Raw genomic sequence first — 18,192 nt, forward strand, 5'->3', positions numbered from 1 at the left:
CACATGCTCGCACAGTCTTTGCCCGCCACACATATTTTCTTTCCGCACTACCTCATTATTATATATAGTAATGGGGGTATGGGGGCCGTGCCCCCATGTTTAAGAATCGCCCTTGACCTTTCCCTTCTTCCCCTACTTCCGCCGCAAAAAATCGTAGAGCGCGTAGAGCTGTTCCTTCGAGTAGTATTCCAGGGTAATCTTGCCCCGCTCATCCGTGCCCGAAAGAAACACCTTGGTCTCGTAGAGCTCGCCCAGCTCCTTTTCCGCGGCCTTCCACTCGGTGCTCTTGCGCCGGGCCGCTTTGGGCTTTTCCGGCTGCTCCTGCTGGATGCGCGCAGCCAGCGCCTCGGTCTGCCGCACAGAGAGCCCCTCTTTTACGACAATCTCAGCCGCTTCATCCATCCGCGGCCCCAGGGGCAAAAGCGCCCGGGCATGGCCGCCGGTCAGCGCGCCCTGCAAAACCTGCCCGCGCACGGCAGGCGTCAGCCCCATCAGCCGCAGGGTGTTGGCCACGGCAGAGCGGCTGCGCCCCAGCATGGCCGCAACCTGCTCCTGGTTCAGGCTGTATTGCTCCATCAGCCGGGCGATGGCCTCGGCCTCCTCGATGGGATTGAGATCCTCCCGCTGGATGTTTTCGATGATGGAAAGCTGGAGCACTTCCTTCTCATCCGCGTCCTTGAGCACCGCCGGGATGCTCTTCAGCCCGGCTTTTCTGGCCGCCCTGTAGCGCCGCTCTCCGGCGATGATGGTATACCGGCCGCCCTTGGCCTTCAAAATCAGCGGCTGCAAGATGCCGTGCCGGCGCACAGAGGCCGCCAATTCCTCCAACTTTTCTTCATCGAACTGCTGGCGCGGCTGCGTCTTGCAAGGGTCGATGAGGTTGACTGCAATCTCCAAAATGCCGCCCTGCGGCTGCTCTTCGCTCAGTTCCATGCCGCCCATCAGCGCTCCAAGCCCTTTGCCCAGGCCTTTCTTACTGCTCATCTACTCTTCCTCCCCGCATCCCAGAATTTCCTCGGCCAGGGCGATATACGCCTCCGAGCCGACGCACTTCGCATCGTATTTGGTGATGGGCAGCCCGTGGCTGGGCGCCTCACCCAGGCGGACGTTGCGCGGGATGATCGCCCCGTGCACCTTGCCCGCGAAAAACCGCTTGACTTCATCCACCACCTGCATGGACAGGTTGGTGCGCGAATCGAACATGGTCAGCACCACGCCCTCCACTTCCAGGCTCCGGTTGATGTGCTTTTTCACCAGCTTAATCGTGTTCATCAGCTGGGAAAGCCCTTCCAGCGCGTAAAACTCGCACTGAATCGGGATGAGCACCTGCCCCGCCGCGGCAAAGGCATTGAGCGTCAGCAGCCCCAGAGAAGGCGGCGCATCGATGATGATAAAGTCGTAATCCTCTTTTAATTCGGCCAGCGCCCGGGCCAGAATGGTCTCCCGGCTCATCATGGAAACCATCTCGATTTCCGCGCCCGCCAAATCGATATTGCTGGGCAGCAGCGCCAGGTTCTCGATGCCCGTCTGCCGCACGGCCTGCCGCGCCGGAACGCCGTTGATCATGACGTCGTAAATCGAGCGCTCCACTTCCCGCTTATCCACGCCCAGCCCGCTGGTGGCGTTGCCCTGAGGGTCGCTATCGACGAGCAGCGTCCGCTGGCCCAGCTCTGCCAGGCAGGCGCTTAAATTGACGGCTGTGGTCGTCTTGCCCACGCCGCCTTTCTGATTCGCAACTACAATACTTCTCGCCAACGCTCTTACCTCCAATAGATTTATGATACCAGCATCTGCCCCGCTTTTCAATCTCTTTTTCCCCCAGTGTTTCACGTGAAACATTCGGAGGGCAAGGGCATGGGGCAAAAGGTCAAGGGAAACGGGTAATCATGGGGGCACAGCCCCCATACCCCCTCACTATATTATGATAAGGGAATAGCGCGGAAAAAGTGTGCGCGGCAGAATATAAGGGCATATGCCATCTGGCAAAATGATTTTTGGCTTCGCGTGCGGCAATCACAATTTCCGCAATCCTGGAAACCGAGTATAAAAAGGAGTATGGGGCGGGAGCCCCATGTTTACCACCGCCCTTGCCCTTCCCGCACGGCACGGGAGCGCATTTGCTCCCTGACTGGCCGGCCTTCAGCTCCGCGTGCGGCGATAGCACCTTCCACCGCCCTATCATTCGGGTATGCCCTCCGCAGGAGGTGCTGCGCACGGCATACGGAGATGGTCCGTGCGGCAAACAGAGACTGTGCGAGCATGCGCTGGCTGGCAAACTGACTTCCAGCTTCGCGTGCAGCGCTAGCACCTTCCACCGCCTTATCATTCGGGTGCGCCCTCCGCAGGAGCGAAAAAACGCGAAGAGGAACTGCTTTTGTCGAGGGGGCAGGAAAGCGGAATATTTTGCAGAAATCTCCTCTATACCGCATAGGAGGAGATTTTTATGATTCGATTAGCGCGCCAGGAGCCCGTGCGCATCACGCGGAAACCTACCCTTGAACTGATTCCCATTTTTTCCATCCGGCCCAACCCATACCAGCCCCGCAAATACTTTTCCGACGAAGCCATCGCGGATTTGGCGGATTCCATCCGTCAAATCGGGCTGCTTCAGCCCATCAATGTGCGCCGGGCGGGCGAAGGCGGCTATGAGCTCATCGCCGGGGAGCGCCGCCTGCGTGCCTGCAAGCTGGCCGGGCTGACGGAAATTAAAGCGATTATTCTAGACAGCGCCTACGACCGCGACATCGCCATGATCGCCATGATAGAGAATTTGCAGCGGGAAAACCTGCATTTCTTCGAGGAAGCCGAGGGCTACCAGAGCCTCATCCGGGAGCACGGCTTCACCCAGGAAGAGCTGGCAACGCGGCTGGCCAAGAACCAGTCTACCGTGGCCAACAAACTGCGCATTTTAAAGCTGCCCCGGCCGGTAAAGGAAAAAATCATCGCCGGCGGGCTGACCGAGCGCCACGCCCGGGCGCTTTTGCGCCTGCACAACGAGGAGGCGCAGCTGCGCCTGCTGGAACACGTCTGCGAGCGCGGGCTGTCCGTCAAGGCGACGGAAGAGCTGGTGGAAAAGGAGCTGCTGCATCTCTACGGCGAGGAGAAGGAAAACAACCTCATTCGGATGCGCTGTAACTACAAGATTTACGTCAACACCCTGCGCAAGTGCGCAGATAAAATTGCGGCCATGGGGGTAAATACGGATTTTCACTTTGAAGACCAGGGCGATTTTATCCAGGTGGTCGTCAAAATCGCAAAATAGCAGTGATGTTTCACGTGAAACAAAAAGGAGGCGAAAGCCTCCTTTTTTATACCCGATTGATGGGATTGCAGAATCTGCCGGAATCGCACACGCCGCTGAAAATCAGTTTGTCAGAAAGCAAATACTCGCACAGGCCAGAGCAACTGATAAACATTCATACCCGCTTGATAGGAATGTGAAATCTGCCAGTTTTGCACACGAAGCTGGCAGTCATTTTGTCAGAGAGCACATGCTCTCTCATGACGTGCCCACTGCACGCGCTTTATTTGCGCGCTATCCTATGATAATAAGATTGTAAAGAGGTATGGGGGCGGTGCCGCACCCGAATCATAAGAATGCGAGAACTGCCGCTTCCGCACGCGCCGCTTTTCCATACCCGAATGATGGGATTGTGGAATCTGCCGGCTCTGCACGCGCCGCTGCCAATCATTTTGCCAGAAAGCACATGCTCTCCCATTTTATTCTTCCCAGTGAGGGGGTATGGGGGCGGTGCCCCCATGTCAACCAAAGCCCTTGACCTTACTCCCTTGACCTTCGCCCTTGACCTTACTCCCTTGACCTTCGCCCTTGACCTTACTCCCTTGACCTTCGCCCTTGACCTTCGCCCTTCACCCTCACAGCGGGCGCGCCTTGATTTTGGCAAACTTTCTGGGATAGCCCTTTGGCGTGTCGGCAATTTTCTCGTAAACCACCAGGCTGTGCGCCCGGCCGGGCAGACCGGCAGGCAGAATCTCCCGCAAGCGCAGCCCCAGCACTTTCGCGGCATTGCGCGCCTCGTCGGCCTCCTCCTGCGCCGCCTCGCCCTTGTAGGCCAAAAACAGCCCGCCTTTTTTGACAAACGCACTGCCCAGCTCCAGCAGTACAGCCAGCCGCGCCACAGCCCGGGCAACCACCGCATCCTGAAGCCCAATCGGCCCGCCCTGGCCTGCGCCCGCCGCCAGCTCCTCTGCCCTGCCCCAGATGCAATCCGCCGGAATGCCCAGCGCCGCACAGCCCTCGCGCACAAACCCAATCTTCTTTTCCGAAGCATCCAGCATGGTCATACCAAGCCCCGCGATGGCCAGGGGCACGCCCGGGAACCCGGCGCCCGTGCCAATATCCAGCACGCGTTGCCCCTCCTGCACCAGCCCCAGCCGCACCGGGGCCAGCGAATCGTAAAAGTGCTTTTCGGCCATGTCCTCCGGCGAAGTGATGCGCGTCAGGTTGAAGCTTTTGTTCGCCTCTTCCAGCATCGCGCCGTATGCCGCCATTTTTTCTGCCTGCTGCTGCGGGATGCGCAGCTCTAATAACGCCTCTAGTAACTTCATCTCAATACCCAATTTCTATTCTTGAACACGGGGGCAACGCCTCACCCGAATGATAGGAATGCAAAAACTGTCGGCTTTGCACACGAAGCTGAAAGTCAATTTGCTAGCCAGCACATGCTCTCCCATTCTGTGCAGGGCAAGAGCTTATCTTAAACATTAGGGGCAAGCCCCTAATAACCCCTTTTGAAAATTTTCACACCCGATTGCCGGAAATGCAAAACCTGCCAACCCCGCACGCGAAGCTAAAAGTCAATTTGCCAGCCAGCACATGCTCTCACATTCTCTGCCCACCGCACGCGCTTTCTTTCCGCATAATCCCATTATGATAATAGTGAGGGGGTATGGGGGCGCTGCCCCCATGATTACCCACCGCCCTTGACCTTCGCCCTTGACCTTTTCCCTTAACTCCTTTCCCCTACATCCCCCGGGCCTTGAGCTCGACGAGCAGAACCGTGATGTCTGCCGGGGAAACGCCGGAAATGCGGGCCGCCTGGCCGAGGTTCTCCGGCCGCGCCTCTGCCAGCTTGGCCCGGGCCTCCAGGCGCAGGCCGGAAATGGCGGAGTAATCGAAATCCGCGGGCAGCCTGCGGTTTTCCAGATTGCGGAACCGCTCCACCTGCGCCCTCTGCTTGCCGATGTACCCCTCGTATTTGAGCGCAATCCGAATGCACTCGGCCACATCCTCGCTGGGCCGCTCGCCCAGCAGCGCAAACACCTGCTCGGCCTCTGCCTCCGGCCGGCGCATGAGCTCTGCCAGCTTCATCGTGCGGTTCATCTGCAAACCGGTTTTCTGCAAAATCTGCGCCGGCGTGGCCGACGTTTGCTCCAGCCTAGACGTAAACCGGGCGATGGCCTCCTGCTTGCGCATAAACGCGTCATAGCGCTGGTCGCTCACCAGGCCGACCTCCCTCCCCTTCTGCACCAGCCGCGCATCCGCGTTGTCTTGCCGCAAAAGCAGGCGGTATTCCGCCCGGCTGGTCATCATGCGGTAGGGCTCCCGGGTGCCCTTGGTGGCAAGGTCGTCCACCAGCACGCCGGCATACGCCTCGTCCCGGCCCAGAATGAGCGGCTCCTTTTGCCGCAGAAACTGCACCGCGTTGATGCCCGCCAAAATGCCCTGGGCCGCCGCCTCCTCGTAGCCCGAAGAGCCGTTGATTTGCCCGGCCAGAAACAGCCCGGCAATTTGCTTGTATTCCAGGTTTAGCTTTAACTGCAATGGGTCGATGCAGTCGTATTCGATGGCATAGGCCGTGCGGGTGAAGCGGACGCGCTCCATGCCCGGAACCGTCCGGTAAAGCGCAATTTGCACCTCCTCCGGCAGGCTGCTGGACATCCCCTGCACATAGTATTCATTCGTCCCCAGCCCCTCCGGCTCGAGGAACATCTGGTGCTGCTCTTTTTGCGGGAACTTGACGACCTTATCCTCGATGGACGGGCAGTACCTAGGGCCCGTCCCCTTAATCTGCCCGGAATACAGCGGGCTTCGGTGAATATTCTGCCGAATGATTTCGTGGGTTTTCTCGTTGGTATACGCCAGATAGCAGGGCACCTGTTCCCGCTCAATCTTTCCGCTCAAAAAGGAGAACGGGACGATTTTCTCGTCGCCGTACTGGGGCGTCATCTTGGAAAAATCCAGGCTGCGGCCGTCTACCCGGGCGGGCGTGCCCGTCTTGAAGCGCAGCAGCCGCATACCAAGCTCGGCCAGCATGGGCGAGAGGGCGTTTGCCCCCTGGAAGCCGGATGGGCCGCTCTGCTGGGAAAACTCGCCGATGATGATGCGGCTCTTGAGGTATACCCCCGTCGCCAGCACGACTGCCCCGCAGGCCAGGTGCGCGCCGCACGCGGTATACACCCCGGCGATGCGGCCGTTCTGCACATCCAGCGCCGTAATCTCGCCCTGGCGGATTTCCAGGTTGTCCGTATGCTCCAGCGTCTGCTTCATATAGGCCTGGTAGGCCTTTTTATCCGCCTGCGCCCGCAGGGAGTGCACCGCCGGGCCTTTGCCCGTATTGAGCATTTTGATTTGGATGAAAGTCTCGTCGATGGCAAGGCCCATCTGCCCGCCCAGCGCGTCCACTTCCCGCACCAGGTGGCCCTTGGCCGTGCCCCCGATGGAGGGGTTGCAGGGCATCAGGCCGATGCTGTCCAGGTTGAGCGTGAGCAGAAGCGTCTGCATCCCCATGCGCGCGCCCGCCAGCGCCGCCTCGATGCCCGCGTGCCCCGCGCCCACCACGATGATATCGTATGTTCCGCCTTCGTAATAGTTCATTTGTTTCTCCGTTTGTTAAGGTAGGGGCTTTTGGTAAACATGGGGGCACGCCCCCATACCCCACACTATTATCATAATGGGATTTTGCGAAAATAAATTTCGTGCGGACGGCACAGCCTGGGCGAGCATTTGCCCTCTGACTGGCCGGCTTCCAACGTCGCGTGCAGAAATAATGGCCTTTACATTCCCATCATTCGGGTGCGGCAAGCCTCCATACCCTCTATAATATAAAAATAGGCTAGCATTTGCCGGGTAAATCTTTCGCCCCCAGCGCCCATCAGCCAACCCCCGACCAGGGATGAACAGAATTAGGGGTGTGGGGGTGTTTCACACGCGGAAGATAGCCCTCCAAGGCACTCCTGCCCTCTGGGGGGCGATAGCTTTTCGGCCGTCTCCGTTCTTTCGCAGGTGTGTCCCACCCCCACGTTTTGGTTACTTTTGCGCCAAAAGTAACAAAAAGAAGTTTTTATGAACAAACAGATGGTCGGACTCTGCACAATCTGTAAAATTTGTTAAAAACTGGAAGCCCTTGCCCTTTTTTCTGCCCTCAATAAAATTTCACTACCCTACTATATCATAAAAAAGCGAATCTATCGATTCAAATCTCTTTTATCCGTCCGCCCCACAAGATAATCCAATGACACGCCGAAATAATCGGCAATTCTGACCAAAATCTCTAATTTGGGCTCTCGCCGCAGGATTTCATAATTTTGATACGCTCTTTCGGAAATGCCGCAGGCAACCGCGACATTAATTTGCGAAAGGCCGCGCTCTTTTCTGCATTGCTTTAAGCGTGCCGCCAAAATGCTCTTCATTTTTTTCTTATCATTATCCTCATTCTCTATATCATCAGCAAAGCACATTTCGCTATGCCATAAGGTCAAGGGCAATGGGAAACATGGGGGCAAAGCCCCCATCCCCCTTACTATATCATAAAATAACGCTCTGTTCTTTCTAAATCGCATATTTTTTCAAATATGCTCAATATATTGAGCATAGAAAAGAAATTTTGCATGTTACAATGATAAAAACTTATCCATCGTTTTCAGAAAGGAGAAAACCAGATGAACAAGCAAACCTGCGGCAACTGTGCGCATTTCCGCCTGCACTATATCCGCCGGGGGCGGAGATATTTTTCGCTTCGCTATGGGCACTGCGTCTGCCCGCGCCTCAAAAAAAGAGAGGCCGCCCAGACGGCCTGCCAATATTGGAAATCAGAAAAGGAGGAGCCGCATGTTTCAGATTGACAAGGAATTACATGGGCCAAAGAGCCCGCGGACCATCCGCTTCCCGGATGCATTTCTTAAGCATCTCTGCCTGCTGGCGCAGGAGAATGAAATTTCACTCAACCGATTCGTCGTTCAATGCTGTAAATACGCTGTGGATCATATGGAAGAAAAGAACGATAAAACCAGCGGGGAAACCGCTGGTTTTTAATTGTAAGATTATTCCAGTTCTTCATAAATTTTCTCCACCCCGCACTATCCCTTTTTATATCCCAGTAAGGGGGTATGGGGCCTTACCACACCCGAATGATAAGAATGCGGGAACTGTCGCTTCTGAACGCGCCGTTTTCAGCCAGTCTGCCAGTCAGCACATGCTCTCCCATTCTATTTTCCCACAAATGGGGGTATGGGGGCTTGCCCCCATGTTAACCAATAGCCCTTGACCTTGACCCTAACGCCCTTGACCTTACTTCCCCAAGCAGAACTTGTTAAAAATGCGGTCGATAATCTCCTCGCCGACGGTCTGGCCGGTAATCTCGCCCAGGCGCATCCAGGCCTCGTTCAAATCGATGGTGATGCAGTCCAGGTCCTCGCCGCGCTCCATGCCGGAAATCGCCTCCAAAAGCGCGGCCTGCGCCATGCGCAGAGCGTGTGCGTGGCGGGCACTGGTAATCACAAGCCCCTCGGAAAGCCGCGCACTGCCCACTGCCTGCTGGTAGATGCAGTCCAAAAGCGCCGGGATGCCCTGCCCGGTTTTTGTGGAAATGCAGAGCGGCTCCTGGCCGGCCAGCTCCTGCGCCTGCTGGAAAACCCCGGCGGCCTGGGGCAAATCGCTCTTGCTCAAAACCGCAATCATGCCAGCAGGGCTGTTTTTTGCCAGCCGGACGGCCTGCTCATCCTCCTCCGAGAGCGGCACAGAGCCATCCATGAGCACCACGGCAATGCCCGCGTTCTCGATGGCCGCGTGCGAACGCTCCACGCCCATGCGCTCGACGGCGTCGTCCGTCTGCCGGATGCCCGCCGTATCCAGAAAGCGCAGCGCCAGGCCCCGGTGCGTATAGTGCCCGGAGACGATATCCCGGGTCGTGCCCGGGATATTGCTGACAATGGCGCGCTCCTCGCCGAAAACCGCGTTGAGCAGGGAAGATTTGCCCACGTTGGGCTTGCCGCACAGGGCGACTTCGATGCCCTCCCGCACGGCCCGCCCCTGCCGGAAACTCTGGGCCAGCGCCTCGGCCTGAGCGCAGAGCGCCCGCAGACGGGGCAGCGCCTCGCCGGCAATCTGGTCCTCCAAATCCTCTTCGGGGTACTCGATGCCCGCCTCCATCTCGGCCAGGATATCCGAGAGGGCGTCCTGCATGGCCCGGATTTTCTCCGAAAGCTCGCCGCTCATCTGCCGGGCGGCGCGTTTTGCGCCCTCTTCCGAAAGCGAGCCGATGTGGTCGGCCACGGCTTCGGCCTCCGAGAGGTCTATCTTGCCGTTCAGGAAGGCGCGCTTGGTGAACTCGCCGGGTTCTGCCGGCCGTGCGCCGTTTTTGAGCAGCAGTTCCAAGGTGAGCTGTGTGGCGACCTGCCCGCCGTGGCAGTGAATCTCAAACACGTCCTCCCCGGTATACGAGGCCGGCGCCGCGAAGTAGACGCCCAGGGCCTGGTCTATCAGCGTTCCGCCGTCCATGACTTTGCCCAGGGCAAAATACCGGGGACGCAGCTTTGCTCCCGCAAAAAACACCCGCCGGGCAACGGCCAGGGCATCCTTGCCGCTCAGCCGCAATATGGAAATGCCTGCGCTTCCTGCCGCCGTGGCGACCGCGCAGATGGTATCTTCTCGCATGGTTTCTCCTTTGGTTAAGGTTTGAGGGCGTTAAGGTCAACGAAGTTAAGGTCAAGGGCGGTTGATAATCATGGGGGCAAGCCCCCATACCCCCTCACTATATTATGATAAGGGGATGGCGCGAAAAGAAGGCACGGGCGGGGGCAGAGAATGGGAGAGCATGCGCCCTTTGACTGGCCGGCTTTCAGCGCCGCGTGCGGCGTTAGCACCTTCCACATTCCCATCATTCAGGTGCCGCGATAAGCGCCCTTTCCATCAGCAAACTCGATGTTAGGAATGAACCGTTCGGGGGTGTGGGGGTGTGTGTACGGCCACACTGGCTTACAAATTTTTCCAACACGACTTGTGCGGCAGAGCTTGACGGCTCCCTGCATCCTCTATCGCACATCCCACCCCCACGTTTTGGTTACTTTTGCGCCAAAAGTAACAAGGCAAATCCCTTTTGAATAGCCAGATGGTCGGATTCTGCACAGCCTTTGAAATTTGCATCAAACGAACGCCCTTTTCCCTTGACCTTGGCTGCGCGCACGACATGCGGAGACAGTATGTGCGGCAAGCAGAGACCGTGCCAGCATGTGCCATCTGACTGGCCGACTTTCAGCGCCGTGTGCGGAATTGACAAGTTCCGCTGCCCCGTCATTCGGGTATAGCGCCGCGTGCGGGGTAAGCACACAATGAGCGAGCATGTGCCATCTGCCAAACTGACCCCCAGCTCCGCGTGCGGCGCCAGCACCTTCCGCCGCACCATCATTCGGGTATGCCCTCCGCAGGAGCGGGTATAGAAAAGCACCGCGCGCGCGGTGCTATTTCCTGTCTGTGCCTACATCTGAATGCTCGTCGTGCCCAGCGCGCCCGTGCTGCCCTGCTTCTTGCGCTCGGGCTCTGCCCCGCGCTTTCTGCGGACGACCACCCGGCGGAAGGGCTCCTCGCCTTCGGAAACCGTCTCGACTTTGTCGTGGTTATGCAGGGTCGCGTGCAAAATCCGGCGCTCATAGGGGTTCATGGGCTCTAAAACCACCCGCTTGCCCGTCCGGGCGACTTTGGAAGCGATGCGGTTTGCCAGGGCGACCAGCGTCTCCTCGCGCTTGGCCCGGTAGTTCTCGGTATCCAGCGTGATGCGCTTGTAATCCTGCGTGCCCTTGTTGACGACCAGGCTGGTCAGATACTGGAGGCTGTCCAGCGTCTCGCCGCGGCGGCCGATGAGAATGCCCGTGGAATCCCCGGCGATGTCGACCTTGATGCTCTTTTCCTCTTCGGCGGCGCTGGCCGTGGCCTGCACGCCCATTTTCACAAACAGCTCATTTAAGAACTGCTCGGCGTCCGACGCCAGAGTCTGCTTCTCGGTCAGCCGGATTACCGCGCTGCGGCCCAGGCCCAAAAAGCCCTTGCCCTCCTGCACAATCTCGACGTCCACTTGGTCTATCCCAAGCCCAAGCTCTGAAAGGCCGTTTAGAATCGCCTCGTCTACGGTTTTGGCTTTGACTTCAATGCTCTTTGCCATGTCTTCTCTCCTTTCTTCCGGTTATGAAACTTTGCGGGATGCAATCTCCAGGCGCTTTTGCTTTCTCTCATAGAAGAAGTTGAAAATCAGGTCCATCAGCATGGCGTAGATATTGGAGAAGGTCCAGTAAATTGCAAACATCGAGTTGCTGGTCAGGCAGATCCAGCCCGAGAGCACCGGGAACATATACAGCATCATCTTGCCCTGCTGCTGTTGCTCCTTGGGGCCCTTGCGCAGGGCGATCCACTGGGAGAGGAACTGCGTGCCGCCCGAAAGCACGGGCAGGATGAACCAGCCGTTGGCATAGCCCGTGCCGCCGTTTGCCGCGACCAGCGCCTTTGAAAGCGCGGTATACGCGGGCTCGTTGACGGCCAGAATGCCCGAGGAATAGCTGATTAGCCCCTTGGTCTTTAAAATCTCCATGGCCTGGGGCGTGATTTTGGAGGTATTCTGCTGGAGGAAGGTGAGGAACTCGGCCGCGCTCGGCATGATGCCCGCGCTGCCCGAGTCCGGCTGCCAGAGGTTGCGCACCCAAAGCCAGCTGGTCAGCTGGGTGTTTGCCGCGCCGTTCTCCGCCGCCCGCAAAACCAGCGCCATGGTCTGCTCGGCCGCGATGGAGCGCAGTGCGCCGTAGAATGCCATTAAAAGCGGCAGCGTGATGAGCATGGGGATGCAGCCGGCCATGGTCGAGACGCCGCGCTCTTTATACAGCTCCTGCACCTTGCGGTTGAGCTGTTCTGGGTTGTTGGCATAGCGCTTTTTGAGGTTTTCCACTTCCGGCCCCAGCGCCGCCATCTGCTTCATGCTGCGCTTGCTCTTAAGGTCGAGCGGCAGCAGCACGAACCGCACCAGCAGCATGGAGAGGATAATCGCGATGGAATACTCCCCGATAAAGCGCACGATCCACTGGATGACGATCACCAGAAAATCCGAAATAAAATTGTCGTATAACCAGTTCAAAGATTGTTTCCTCCATTATGGAACAGGGTCATACCCGCCTTTGCAGAACGGGTTGCACCGAATAATCCGTTTGAGCGTCAGCCAGCCGCCCCGAAGCGCGCCGTATTTCCCGATAGCCTCCAGGCCATACTGCGAGCACGTCGGCGAAAACCGGCAGTGGCTGCCAAGAAAGGGCGAGATTTGCCTGCGGTAAAAGCGAATCAGCCCAAGCAATATTTTTTTCATCTTCTATACCCGATTGACAGGAATGCGTAACCTGCTAGTCCCGCACGCGAAGCTGATAGTCGGTTTGTCAGGGAGCAAATGCTCTCCCGTGTTGTGCACGTCTGCTTCATTGCCAGCCAGTTCGCCAGGAATCACATGCTCGCACATATTATGAACATGGGACTCGCGGGAGCAAAAGGTCAAGGGCCATTCTTAATCATGGGGGCAAGCGCGGCGCAAAAGGTCAAGGGCCACTCTTAATCATGGGGGCAATCACGGCGCAAAAGGATAAGGGCTTTGGGTAAACATGGGGGCAAGCCCCCATACCCCCATGATAGGGGCATTTTATCCGATTACCCAAATATCGGCCCTTCCTCCCCCATTTCATCGCCTGCGCGGCGTTCGGTTACCAGCCATACGCTCTACCAACTGAGCTAAGGAGGAATCTTATACCCGAATGATAGGATGGTGCAATCTGTCAGTTTTGCACGCGAAGCCGGAAGTCTGTTTGTCCGAGAGCACATGCTCGCACAGTTTGTGCTTACCACTCGTGCCGCCTCCGTATGCCGTGCGCAGCACCTCCTGCGGAGGGCAATACTCGATTGCCAGAACGGCAGAACTTGTCAGCCCCGTACGCGATGCTGGCGGTCAATTTGCCAGGGAGCAAATGCTCTCCCGTGTTGCGCTTGCCCTCACCGCTGCACCCGATTGATGGGGCAGTTAAACTTGCTATTGCCGCGCGCGAAGCTGAAAGTCAGCCAGTCAGAAAGCACATGCTCGCACACTCCTGCGGAGGGCGCACCCGAATGATGAGACAGCAGAATCTGTCAGTTCGGCACGCGCCATTGCCGGCCGGCCAGTCAGACGGCACATGCCCTCTCATATTCTGCCTGCCGCACAACTTTTTCCCACACTATCCCATTATATAAATAAGATAGTAATGGGGTATGGGGCCTTGCCCCATGTTCACCCAAGGGCCTTGAACTTCGCCATTCTCTTGCCCATTGCTGGGTATGGGGCCCTGCCCCATGTTTACCCAAAGCCCTTGACCTTCGCCCTTGGCCTTCACCCTTGCCCTTAACACCCTAGTCTCCCTGCTTTTTGCCGCCCTCCAGCAGGCCGGCCTTGCGCAGGAGGTAGCCCATTTCCTTTGCGATGGCGGCAAACTCGGCCGCGGCGATGGGCGCCCTGGCGATAAAGATAATCTGAGCGCTTTTGGAAATCTCGGGCAGATACAGCCGCAGGCACTCTTTTAAGCGGCGCCTGGTCTTGTTGCGCACGACCGCGTTGCCCACCTTTTTGCTAACCGAGAAGCCGGCCTTCAGGCCGCCGTATTTGCGAAAAACGCAGAGCAAAACCATATAGTGCCCGCCGCAGGATTTGCCCCTGCGGTAGACAAAGCCGTATTCTCTATTTTTTTTCAGGGTAACGAGCAGGCCGCTCGTCTTTTTTGCCTGCATAACCCGCCTCTCTTCCAGCGCCCCGGCAAACCAAAAATTCTAACAGAAACAAGGCCCGAGGGCTCGCTCCAGGCCAGAATTAGGCGGCAAACCGCCTGGGCAGCTGCCCGGTTTGAAGTTTCGTCCATGAGAAAAAAGGCTGTAACAAAGCGTTGCAGCCCGGCTTAAAACTAAGCAGTCAGTTTTTTTCTCCCCTTAGCGCGGCGGCGTTTTAGGACATTTCTGCCGTTCTTGCTTGCCATGCGTTTGCGGAAGCCATGCACTTTGCTTCTCTGCCGCTTTTTGGGCTGATACGTTCTTTTCATGTTGTCTCCTCACTTCCTTGTTTATCTGAAAGCGCCTAAGCTGCTTTTTTACGTTTTTGGATGGGCTCTGGCCCGTCCCTATTTCAAAGCCGTCCAGATAAAACCGATAAAAATACGTCTATTATTATATAGAAGCCGCCCCCCAATGTCAACCGCACTCGATTGATAGGCCCGCAAAAATTTCCAGATTTGCACGCGATGCTGAAAGCCAATTTGTCAGAAAGCTAATGCTCGCACAGTCTCTGCCCGCCGCACCTCCTGCGGAGGGCGCACCCGAATGATGGAACAGCAGAACCTGTCAATTCTGCACGCGAAGCTGTCAATCATTTTATCAGAGGGCAAATGCTCTCTCATTTTCTGCTTGCCGCTTTTGTGCATCCGATTGGCAAAATGCAGTAATCTTCTGTTCCCGTCCACACTGCCAACAGCCAGTACATGCTCTTTCATAATACGCCCGCCGCACAAACTTTGTTTTCGCGCTGTCCCATTATAGTAAAACCGTAAGGGGGTATGGGGGCTTGCCCCCATGTTTACCCATGGCCCTTGACCTTACCGCCCCTCCCCTGCGGGAAATAATTTTTTTGGGAGACTATTTTATGCCGAAACGGGTGTCGAAATTTCAGAAAAAACTACAGGTTGTATTGGAATGGTTTTTTCAAAATTCCACAAAAACGGTGTAAATCGATGAACATGAGTTATCCACAACTGTTGATAACTTTTACGCATTTTGTGGAATTCTTTTCAAAAAAGCATGGTTTTGGGTGGTTTTTACACAAACTTTCATCAACAAAATGTGGATAACTTTGTTTTTTGTGTGGATAACTATAAAAATTATCCACATTTTGATAAAAATAATTTCTGCCAATTTCCATGACATCTACCACAAGATTATGTTATACTATCACCGAAACGGGAAATAAATACACTCCGGTTTCTTTTTGTGGTATACTATTCTCATCTGCCGGAAAACAGGCAAAGGGCGAAGATCAAGGGCGGCCCTTAATCATGGGGCAAAGCCCCATACCCCATTACTAGAAAATGGGGCAGTGCCAAAATAGTTTTTTGCGGCGGGCACATTCTGTGCGAGCATGCGCTAACTGACAGGCTGACCGACAGCGGCGCGTGCGGCGATAAAACGTCTCACATTCCTATCATTCGGGTGCAGCGGCGCGTGCAAAACTGACAGATTATACTGTCTTATCAATCAAATATAACCCCGCGCGCGGAACTGGAAATTTCTGCATTCCCTCCAATCGGGTGTGCCCTACGCAGGAGGTGCTGCGCACGGCATACGGAGACAGCGTGTGCGGTGAGCAGAGACTGTGCGAGCATGCGCTAACTGGCAGACCGACCGACAGCGGCGCGTGCAAAACTGACAGATTATACCACCCTATCAATCGGGTGTAAAAAAGGAAAAATTATGAATTCATTTACTGTGCTCTGGGAAGCGGCGCTCAAAAAACTGGATACGTATTTTTATCTCAACAACAACGGCACCGCTTTCAACACCTATATCAAAACGCTCTCCCCGCAGTTTGAGGAGAACGGCAGATATGTCTTCCGGGTGCCCAATGTGCACCACCAGGAGCTGGCCGGCCGGTTTATCCGGCAGATTTCGGATGCCATGAAAGAGGCCTACCGCGAGAGCTACGGCCAGGAGCGGGCTGTGGAAATCCTCATCATGACGGGCCAGGAGCTGGATAACATGCTGCTGGAAAAGCAGGCGCCCAAAATCAACCTGGGCGATATCGTCCTAAACCCCAACTATACCTTCGAGACTTTCGTCGTGGGCAGCTCCAACAACCTGGCGCACGCCGCCAGCCGGGCTGTGGCCAATGCCCCGGGGCTGGCATATAACCCGCTGTTCATCTACGGCGGCGTCGGCCTGGGCAAAACGCACCTGATGCACGCCATCGGCAACCGCATTTTGGAAAACAGCCCCACGGCCAAAATCATCTATATCACCACCGAGGCCTTTACCAACGAGTTCATCGAATCCATCCAGAAGCACACCACCGAGGCGTTCCGCAACAAGTTCCGCAAGGTGGACGTGCTCATGATAGACGATATCCAGTTCATCTCCAAGGCCCAGGGGACGCAGGAAGAGCTGTTCCACACCTTCAACACCCTGCGCGAGGCCAATAAGCAGATTGTGCTTTCCTCGGACAAGCCGCCGTCTGAAATTCCCAAGCTGGAAGAGCGCCTGCTCTCCCGCTTCCAATGGGGCCTTCTCACAGACATCGGCCTGCCGGACTACGAGACGCGCGTGGCGATTTTGAAGCAGAAAGTGCCGCATATCAAGGAGATCATCCGCTGCAATCTGGAGATAGACGAGGCCGTCATCAGCTATATCGCCTCCAAGGAGGATACCAACATCCGAGACCTGGAGGGCGCGCTGACCAAAGTCATCGCCAGCGCACAGCTGGAAAACGGCATTTCCTCCATCACGCTGCCCATCGCGGAAAAGGCGCTTCAGACCTTCTTCTCGGGCGGGCCCAGCACCCGGGTGGTTACGCCAAAGCAGATTATTTCCAAGGTCTGCGAGTATTACGACATCACCGAGGAGGATATCAAGAGCAAGAAGAAGAGCCGGGAAATCGCTTTCCCGCGCCAGATTGCCATGTACCTGCTCAAGAACATGACGGATTTAACTTTCCAGGCTATCGGCGAGTTCTTGGGCGTGACCAACCACACCACCGTGGTTTACGGCGTCAAGAAAATCACCGAGGCCATGGCCGCCAGCACAGAGCTGGCCAGCACCATCGGCGACATCACCCAGAAGATTAAGGATTTTTAAGGGAAAGGGCGAAGGTCAAGGGCCATTGGTAAACATGGGGGCAAAGCCCCCATACCCCTTTACTGGGGATAATAAAAAAGAGTTGGTGCACAACAGTGAAACTGCATCAACTCTTTTTCATTTTCTAATGATAGAAATATTCACATCTTGCAAACCCATTGATTCCAAGTGTTGAGGTATGGGGTGAAACCCCATGTTCACCCATCGCCCTTGGGCTTCACCCAGTCAGGCTATTTTTTATTCGTCCTGCCCAAAATATAGTCTGTGCTCGTATGATAAAAATCTGCCAGGGCAATCAAATGAGAAATTGGAAGTTCTCTCTTTCCAGTCTCATAATTGCTGTAAACTCTCTGGTCAATTTTGAGCATCGCGGCGACCTCTTTTTGCGTCAAATCTTCATCTTCTCTTAAATCTTTTAATCTAGACAGATACATCGGCATTGCTTTTCCACCTCAATGTATATGCTAAATTATCATGCCCATTTCCCCTTGTTTTTACTATCAAACGATAGTAAAATAGAAGAAAAGGAGGAAAAAGCCTTGCTCATTTCTCTCATTCAGCAGCACTTTCCAGAGATAGAAGCCCTCTTCAGCGAAAAATCGATGGATGAATTTTTATCATGCGCGTTTGAAAATCTATATCTCTATCATTTCGGGCTTGGAACATATATCCGCAATTCTCTTTTAAAGGAAGGCGGCGGCCTGCTCGAACTTTTTAGGCAATGCGGCCTTCATGAAAAAGATGAAATATCCCATTTTATCATTGAACTTTTTTATCTGCATGAAAAAATGAACAAAAGAAAACCAGCAAAAATCTGCCGGTTTTCAAAAAAAGATGCTCTCTAGCTTTTTTTAAATATATCGGCTGATGCAGTCATGCGTCAGCTTTTTTTTATTTTTCCTATGGGGTATGGGGCTTTGCCCCATGGCCAAAAAAGCCCTTGCTCTTTTCTCCTTCTCATCTCCTTTTTTCTAGCAATCCAGCCCAAATTATGATATACTTTGCTATATAAAATGGAAGAGTTTTTCTGCCCCTGCTCAAATTTCCTACTATATTATATACCCGACTCC

The 18,192-nt window shown here is 55.5% G+C and carries 18 protein-coding genes; 5 read left to right on the forward strand and 13 right to left on the reverse strand.

Annotated elements, in window-relative coordinates:
* Positions 1 to 132: 132 nt before the first annotated feature.
* Entirely contained in the window at positions 133 to 984 is an 852-nt protein-coding gene (locus AALG83_08670) for a ParB/RepB/Spo0J family partition protein (GenBank protein ID MEY8383223.1), read from the reverse strand.
* Positions 985 to 1,755, reverse strand: a complete 771-nt coding sequence (locus tag AALG83_08675; GenBank protein ID MEY8383224.1) for an AAA family ATPase — start codon at positions 1,753 to 1,755, stop codon at positions 985 to 987.
* 688 nt (positions 1,756 to 2,443) lie between these two features.
* Here AALG83_08675 and AALG83_08680 point away from each other — a divergent pair.
* Complete coding sequence (locus AALG83_08680; GenBank protein ID MEY8383225.1) at positions 2,444 to 3,262, forward strand: ParB/RepB/Spo0J family partition protein; 819 nt, start codon at positions 2,444 to 2,446, stop codon at positions 3,260 to 3,262.
* A gap of 614 nt (positions 3,263 to 3,876) precedes the next feature.
* Here AALG83_08680 and rsmG read toward each other — a convergent pair.
* The 3 genes from rsmG to AALG83_08695 form a co-directional block, all read right to left on the reverse strand.
* Complete coding sequence (gene rsmG / locus AALG83_08685; protein MEY8383226.1) at positions 3,877 to 4,569, reverse strand: 16S rRNA (guanine(527)-N(7))-methyltransferase RsmG; 693 nt, start codon at positions 4,567 to 4,569, stop codon at positions 3,877 to 3,879.
* Between the two features lie 415 nt (positions 4,570 to 4,984).
* Positions 4,985 to 6,838 (reverse strand): tRNA uridine-5-carboxymethylaminomethyl(34) synthesis enzyme MnmG, encoded by a 1,854-nt coding sequence (gene mnmG / locus AALG83_08690; GenBank protein MEY8383227.1) that lies wholly within the window; start codon positions 6,836 to 6,838, stop codon positions 4,985 to 4,987.
* Positions 6,839 to 7,428: 590 nt separating this feature from the next.
* Positions 7,429 to 7,803, reverse strand: coding sequence for a helix-turn-helix transcriptional regulator (locus tag AALG83_08695; protein ID MEY8383228.1), 375 nt, complete (start codon positions 7,801 to 7,803; stop codon positions 7,429 to 7,431).
* Positions 7,804 to 7,902: 99 nt separating this feature from the next.
* Here AALG83_08695 and AALG83_08700 point away from each other — a divergent pair, with 99 nt between their 5' ends.
* Positions 7,903 to 8,085 carry a hypothetical protein gene (locus tag AALG83_08700; protein ID MEY8383229.1) on the forward strand — a complete coding sequence of 61 codons (183 nt, stop codon included), beginning with the start codon at positions 7,903 to 7,905 and terminating at the stop codon, positions 8,083 to 8,085.
* Positions 8,072 to 8,275 carry a hypothetical protein gene (locus AALG83_08705; protein MEY8383230.1) on the forward strand — a complete coding sequence of 68 codons (204 nt, stop codon included), beginning with the start codon at positions 8,072 to 8,074 and terminating at the stop codon, positions 8,273 to 8,275. Before AALG83_08700 ends, AALG83_08705 begins: the two co-directional genes overlap by 14 nt.
* A 255-nt stretch (positions 8,276 to 8,530) precedes the next feature.
* On the opposite strand, the gene mnmE is transcribed toward AALG83_08705, so the two are convergent.
* The 7 genes from mnmE to rpmH form a co-directional block, all read right to left on the reverse strand.
* A complete protein-coding gene (gene mnmE / locus AALG83_08710; GenBank protein MEY8383231.1) occupies positions 8,531 to 9,895 on the reverse strand; it encodes a tRNA uridine-5-carboxymethylaminomethyl(34) synthesis GTPase MnmE in 1,365 nt (454 codons plus the stop codon).
* 406 nt (positions 9,896 to 10,301) lie between these two features.
* Positions 10,302 to 10,646 (reverse strand): hypothetical protein, encoded by a 345-nt coding sequence (locus tag AALG83_08715; GenBank protein ID MEY8383232.1) that lies wholly within the window; start codon positions 10,644 to 10,646, stop codon positions 10,302 to 10,304.
* 69 nt (positions 10,647 to 10,715) lie between these two features.
* Complete coding sequence (gene jag / locus AALG83_08720; GenBank protein MEY8383233.1) at positions 10,716 to 11,396, reverse strand: RNA-binding cell elongation regulator Jag/EloR; 681 nt, start codon at positions 11,394 to 11,396, stop codon at positions 10,716 to 10,718.
* Between the two features lie 21 nt (positions 11,397 to 11,417).
* Positions 11,418 to 12,356, reverse strand: a complete 939-nt coding sequence (locus AALG83_08725) for a YidC/Oxa1 family membrane protein insertase (GenBank protein ID MEY8383234.1) — start codon at positions 12,354 to 12,356, stop codon at positions 11,418 to 11,420.
* Between the two features lie 15 nt (positions 12,357 to 12,371).
* On the reverse strand, positions 12,372 to 12,581 hold the full coding sequence (yidD, locus tag AALG83_08730; GenBank protein ID MEY8383235.1) for a membrane protein insertion efficiency factor YidD: 210 nt from the start codon (positions 12,579 to 12,581) through the stop codon (positions 12,372 to 12,374).
* A 1,064-nt stretch (positions 12,582 to 13,645) separates the two neighbouring features.
* Positions 13,646 to 14,020, reverse strand: a complete 375-nt coding sequence (gene rnpA, locus AALG83_08735) for a ribonuclease P protein component (protein MEY8383236.1) — start codon at positions 14,018 to 14,020, stop codon at positions 13,646 to 13,648.
* Between the two features lie 170 nt (positions 14,021 to 14,190).
* Positions 14,191 to 14,325, reverse strand: coding sequence for a 50S ribosomal protein L34 (rpmH, locus tag AALG83_08740; protein ID MEY8383237.1), 135 nt, complete (start codon positions 14,323 to 14,325; stop codon positions 14,191 to 14,193).
* 1,420 nt (positions 14,326 to 15,745) lie between these two features.
* Here rpmH and dnaA point away from each other — a divergent pair.
* A complete protein-coding gene (gene dnaA / locus AALG83_08745) occupies positions 15,746 to 17,122 on the forward strand; it encodes a chromosomal replication initiator protein DnaA (protein MEY8383238.1) in 1,377 nt (458 codons plus the stop codon).
* A gap of 230 nt (positions 17,123 to 17,352) precedes the next feature.
* Here dnaA and AALG83_08750 read toward each other — a convergent pair whose 3' ends face one another.
* On the reverse strand, positions 17,353 to 17,556 hold the full coding sequence (locus AALG83_08750) for a helix-turn-helix transcriptional regulator (protein MEY8383239.1): 204 nt from the start codon (positions 17,554 to 17,556) through the stop codon (positions 17,353 to 17,355).
* 54 nt (positions 17,557 to 17,610) lie between these two features.
* On the opposite strand from AALG83_08750, the gene AALG83_08755 reads away from it, so the two are divergent.
* On the forward strand, positions 17,611 to 17,967 hold the full coding sequence (locus tag AALG83_08755) for a DUF6794 domain-containing protein (protein ID MEY8383240.1): 357 nt from the start codon (positions 17,611 to 17,613) through the stop codon (positions 17,965 to 17,967).
* Positions 17,968 to 18,192: the final 225 nt, after the last annotated feature.

The sequence above is a fragment of the Christensenellaceae bacterium 44-20 genome (assembly GCA_041223705.1).
Taxonomy (GTDB): domain Bacteria; phylum Bacillota; class Clostridia; order Christensenellales; family Christensenellaceae; genus QANA01.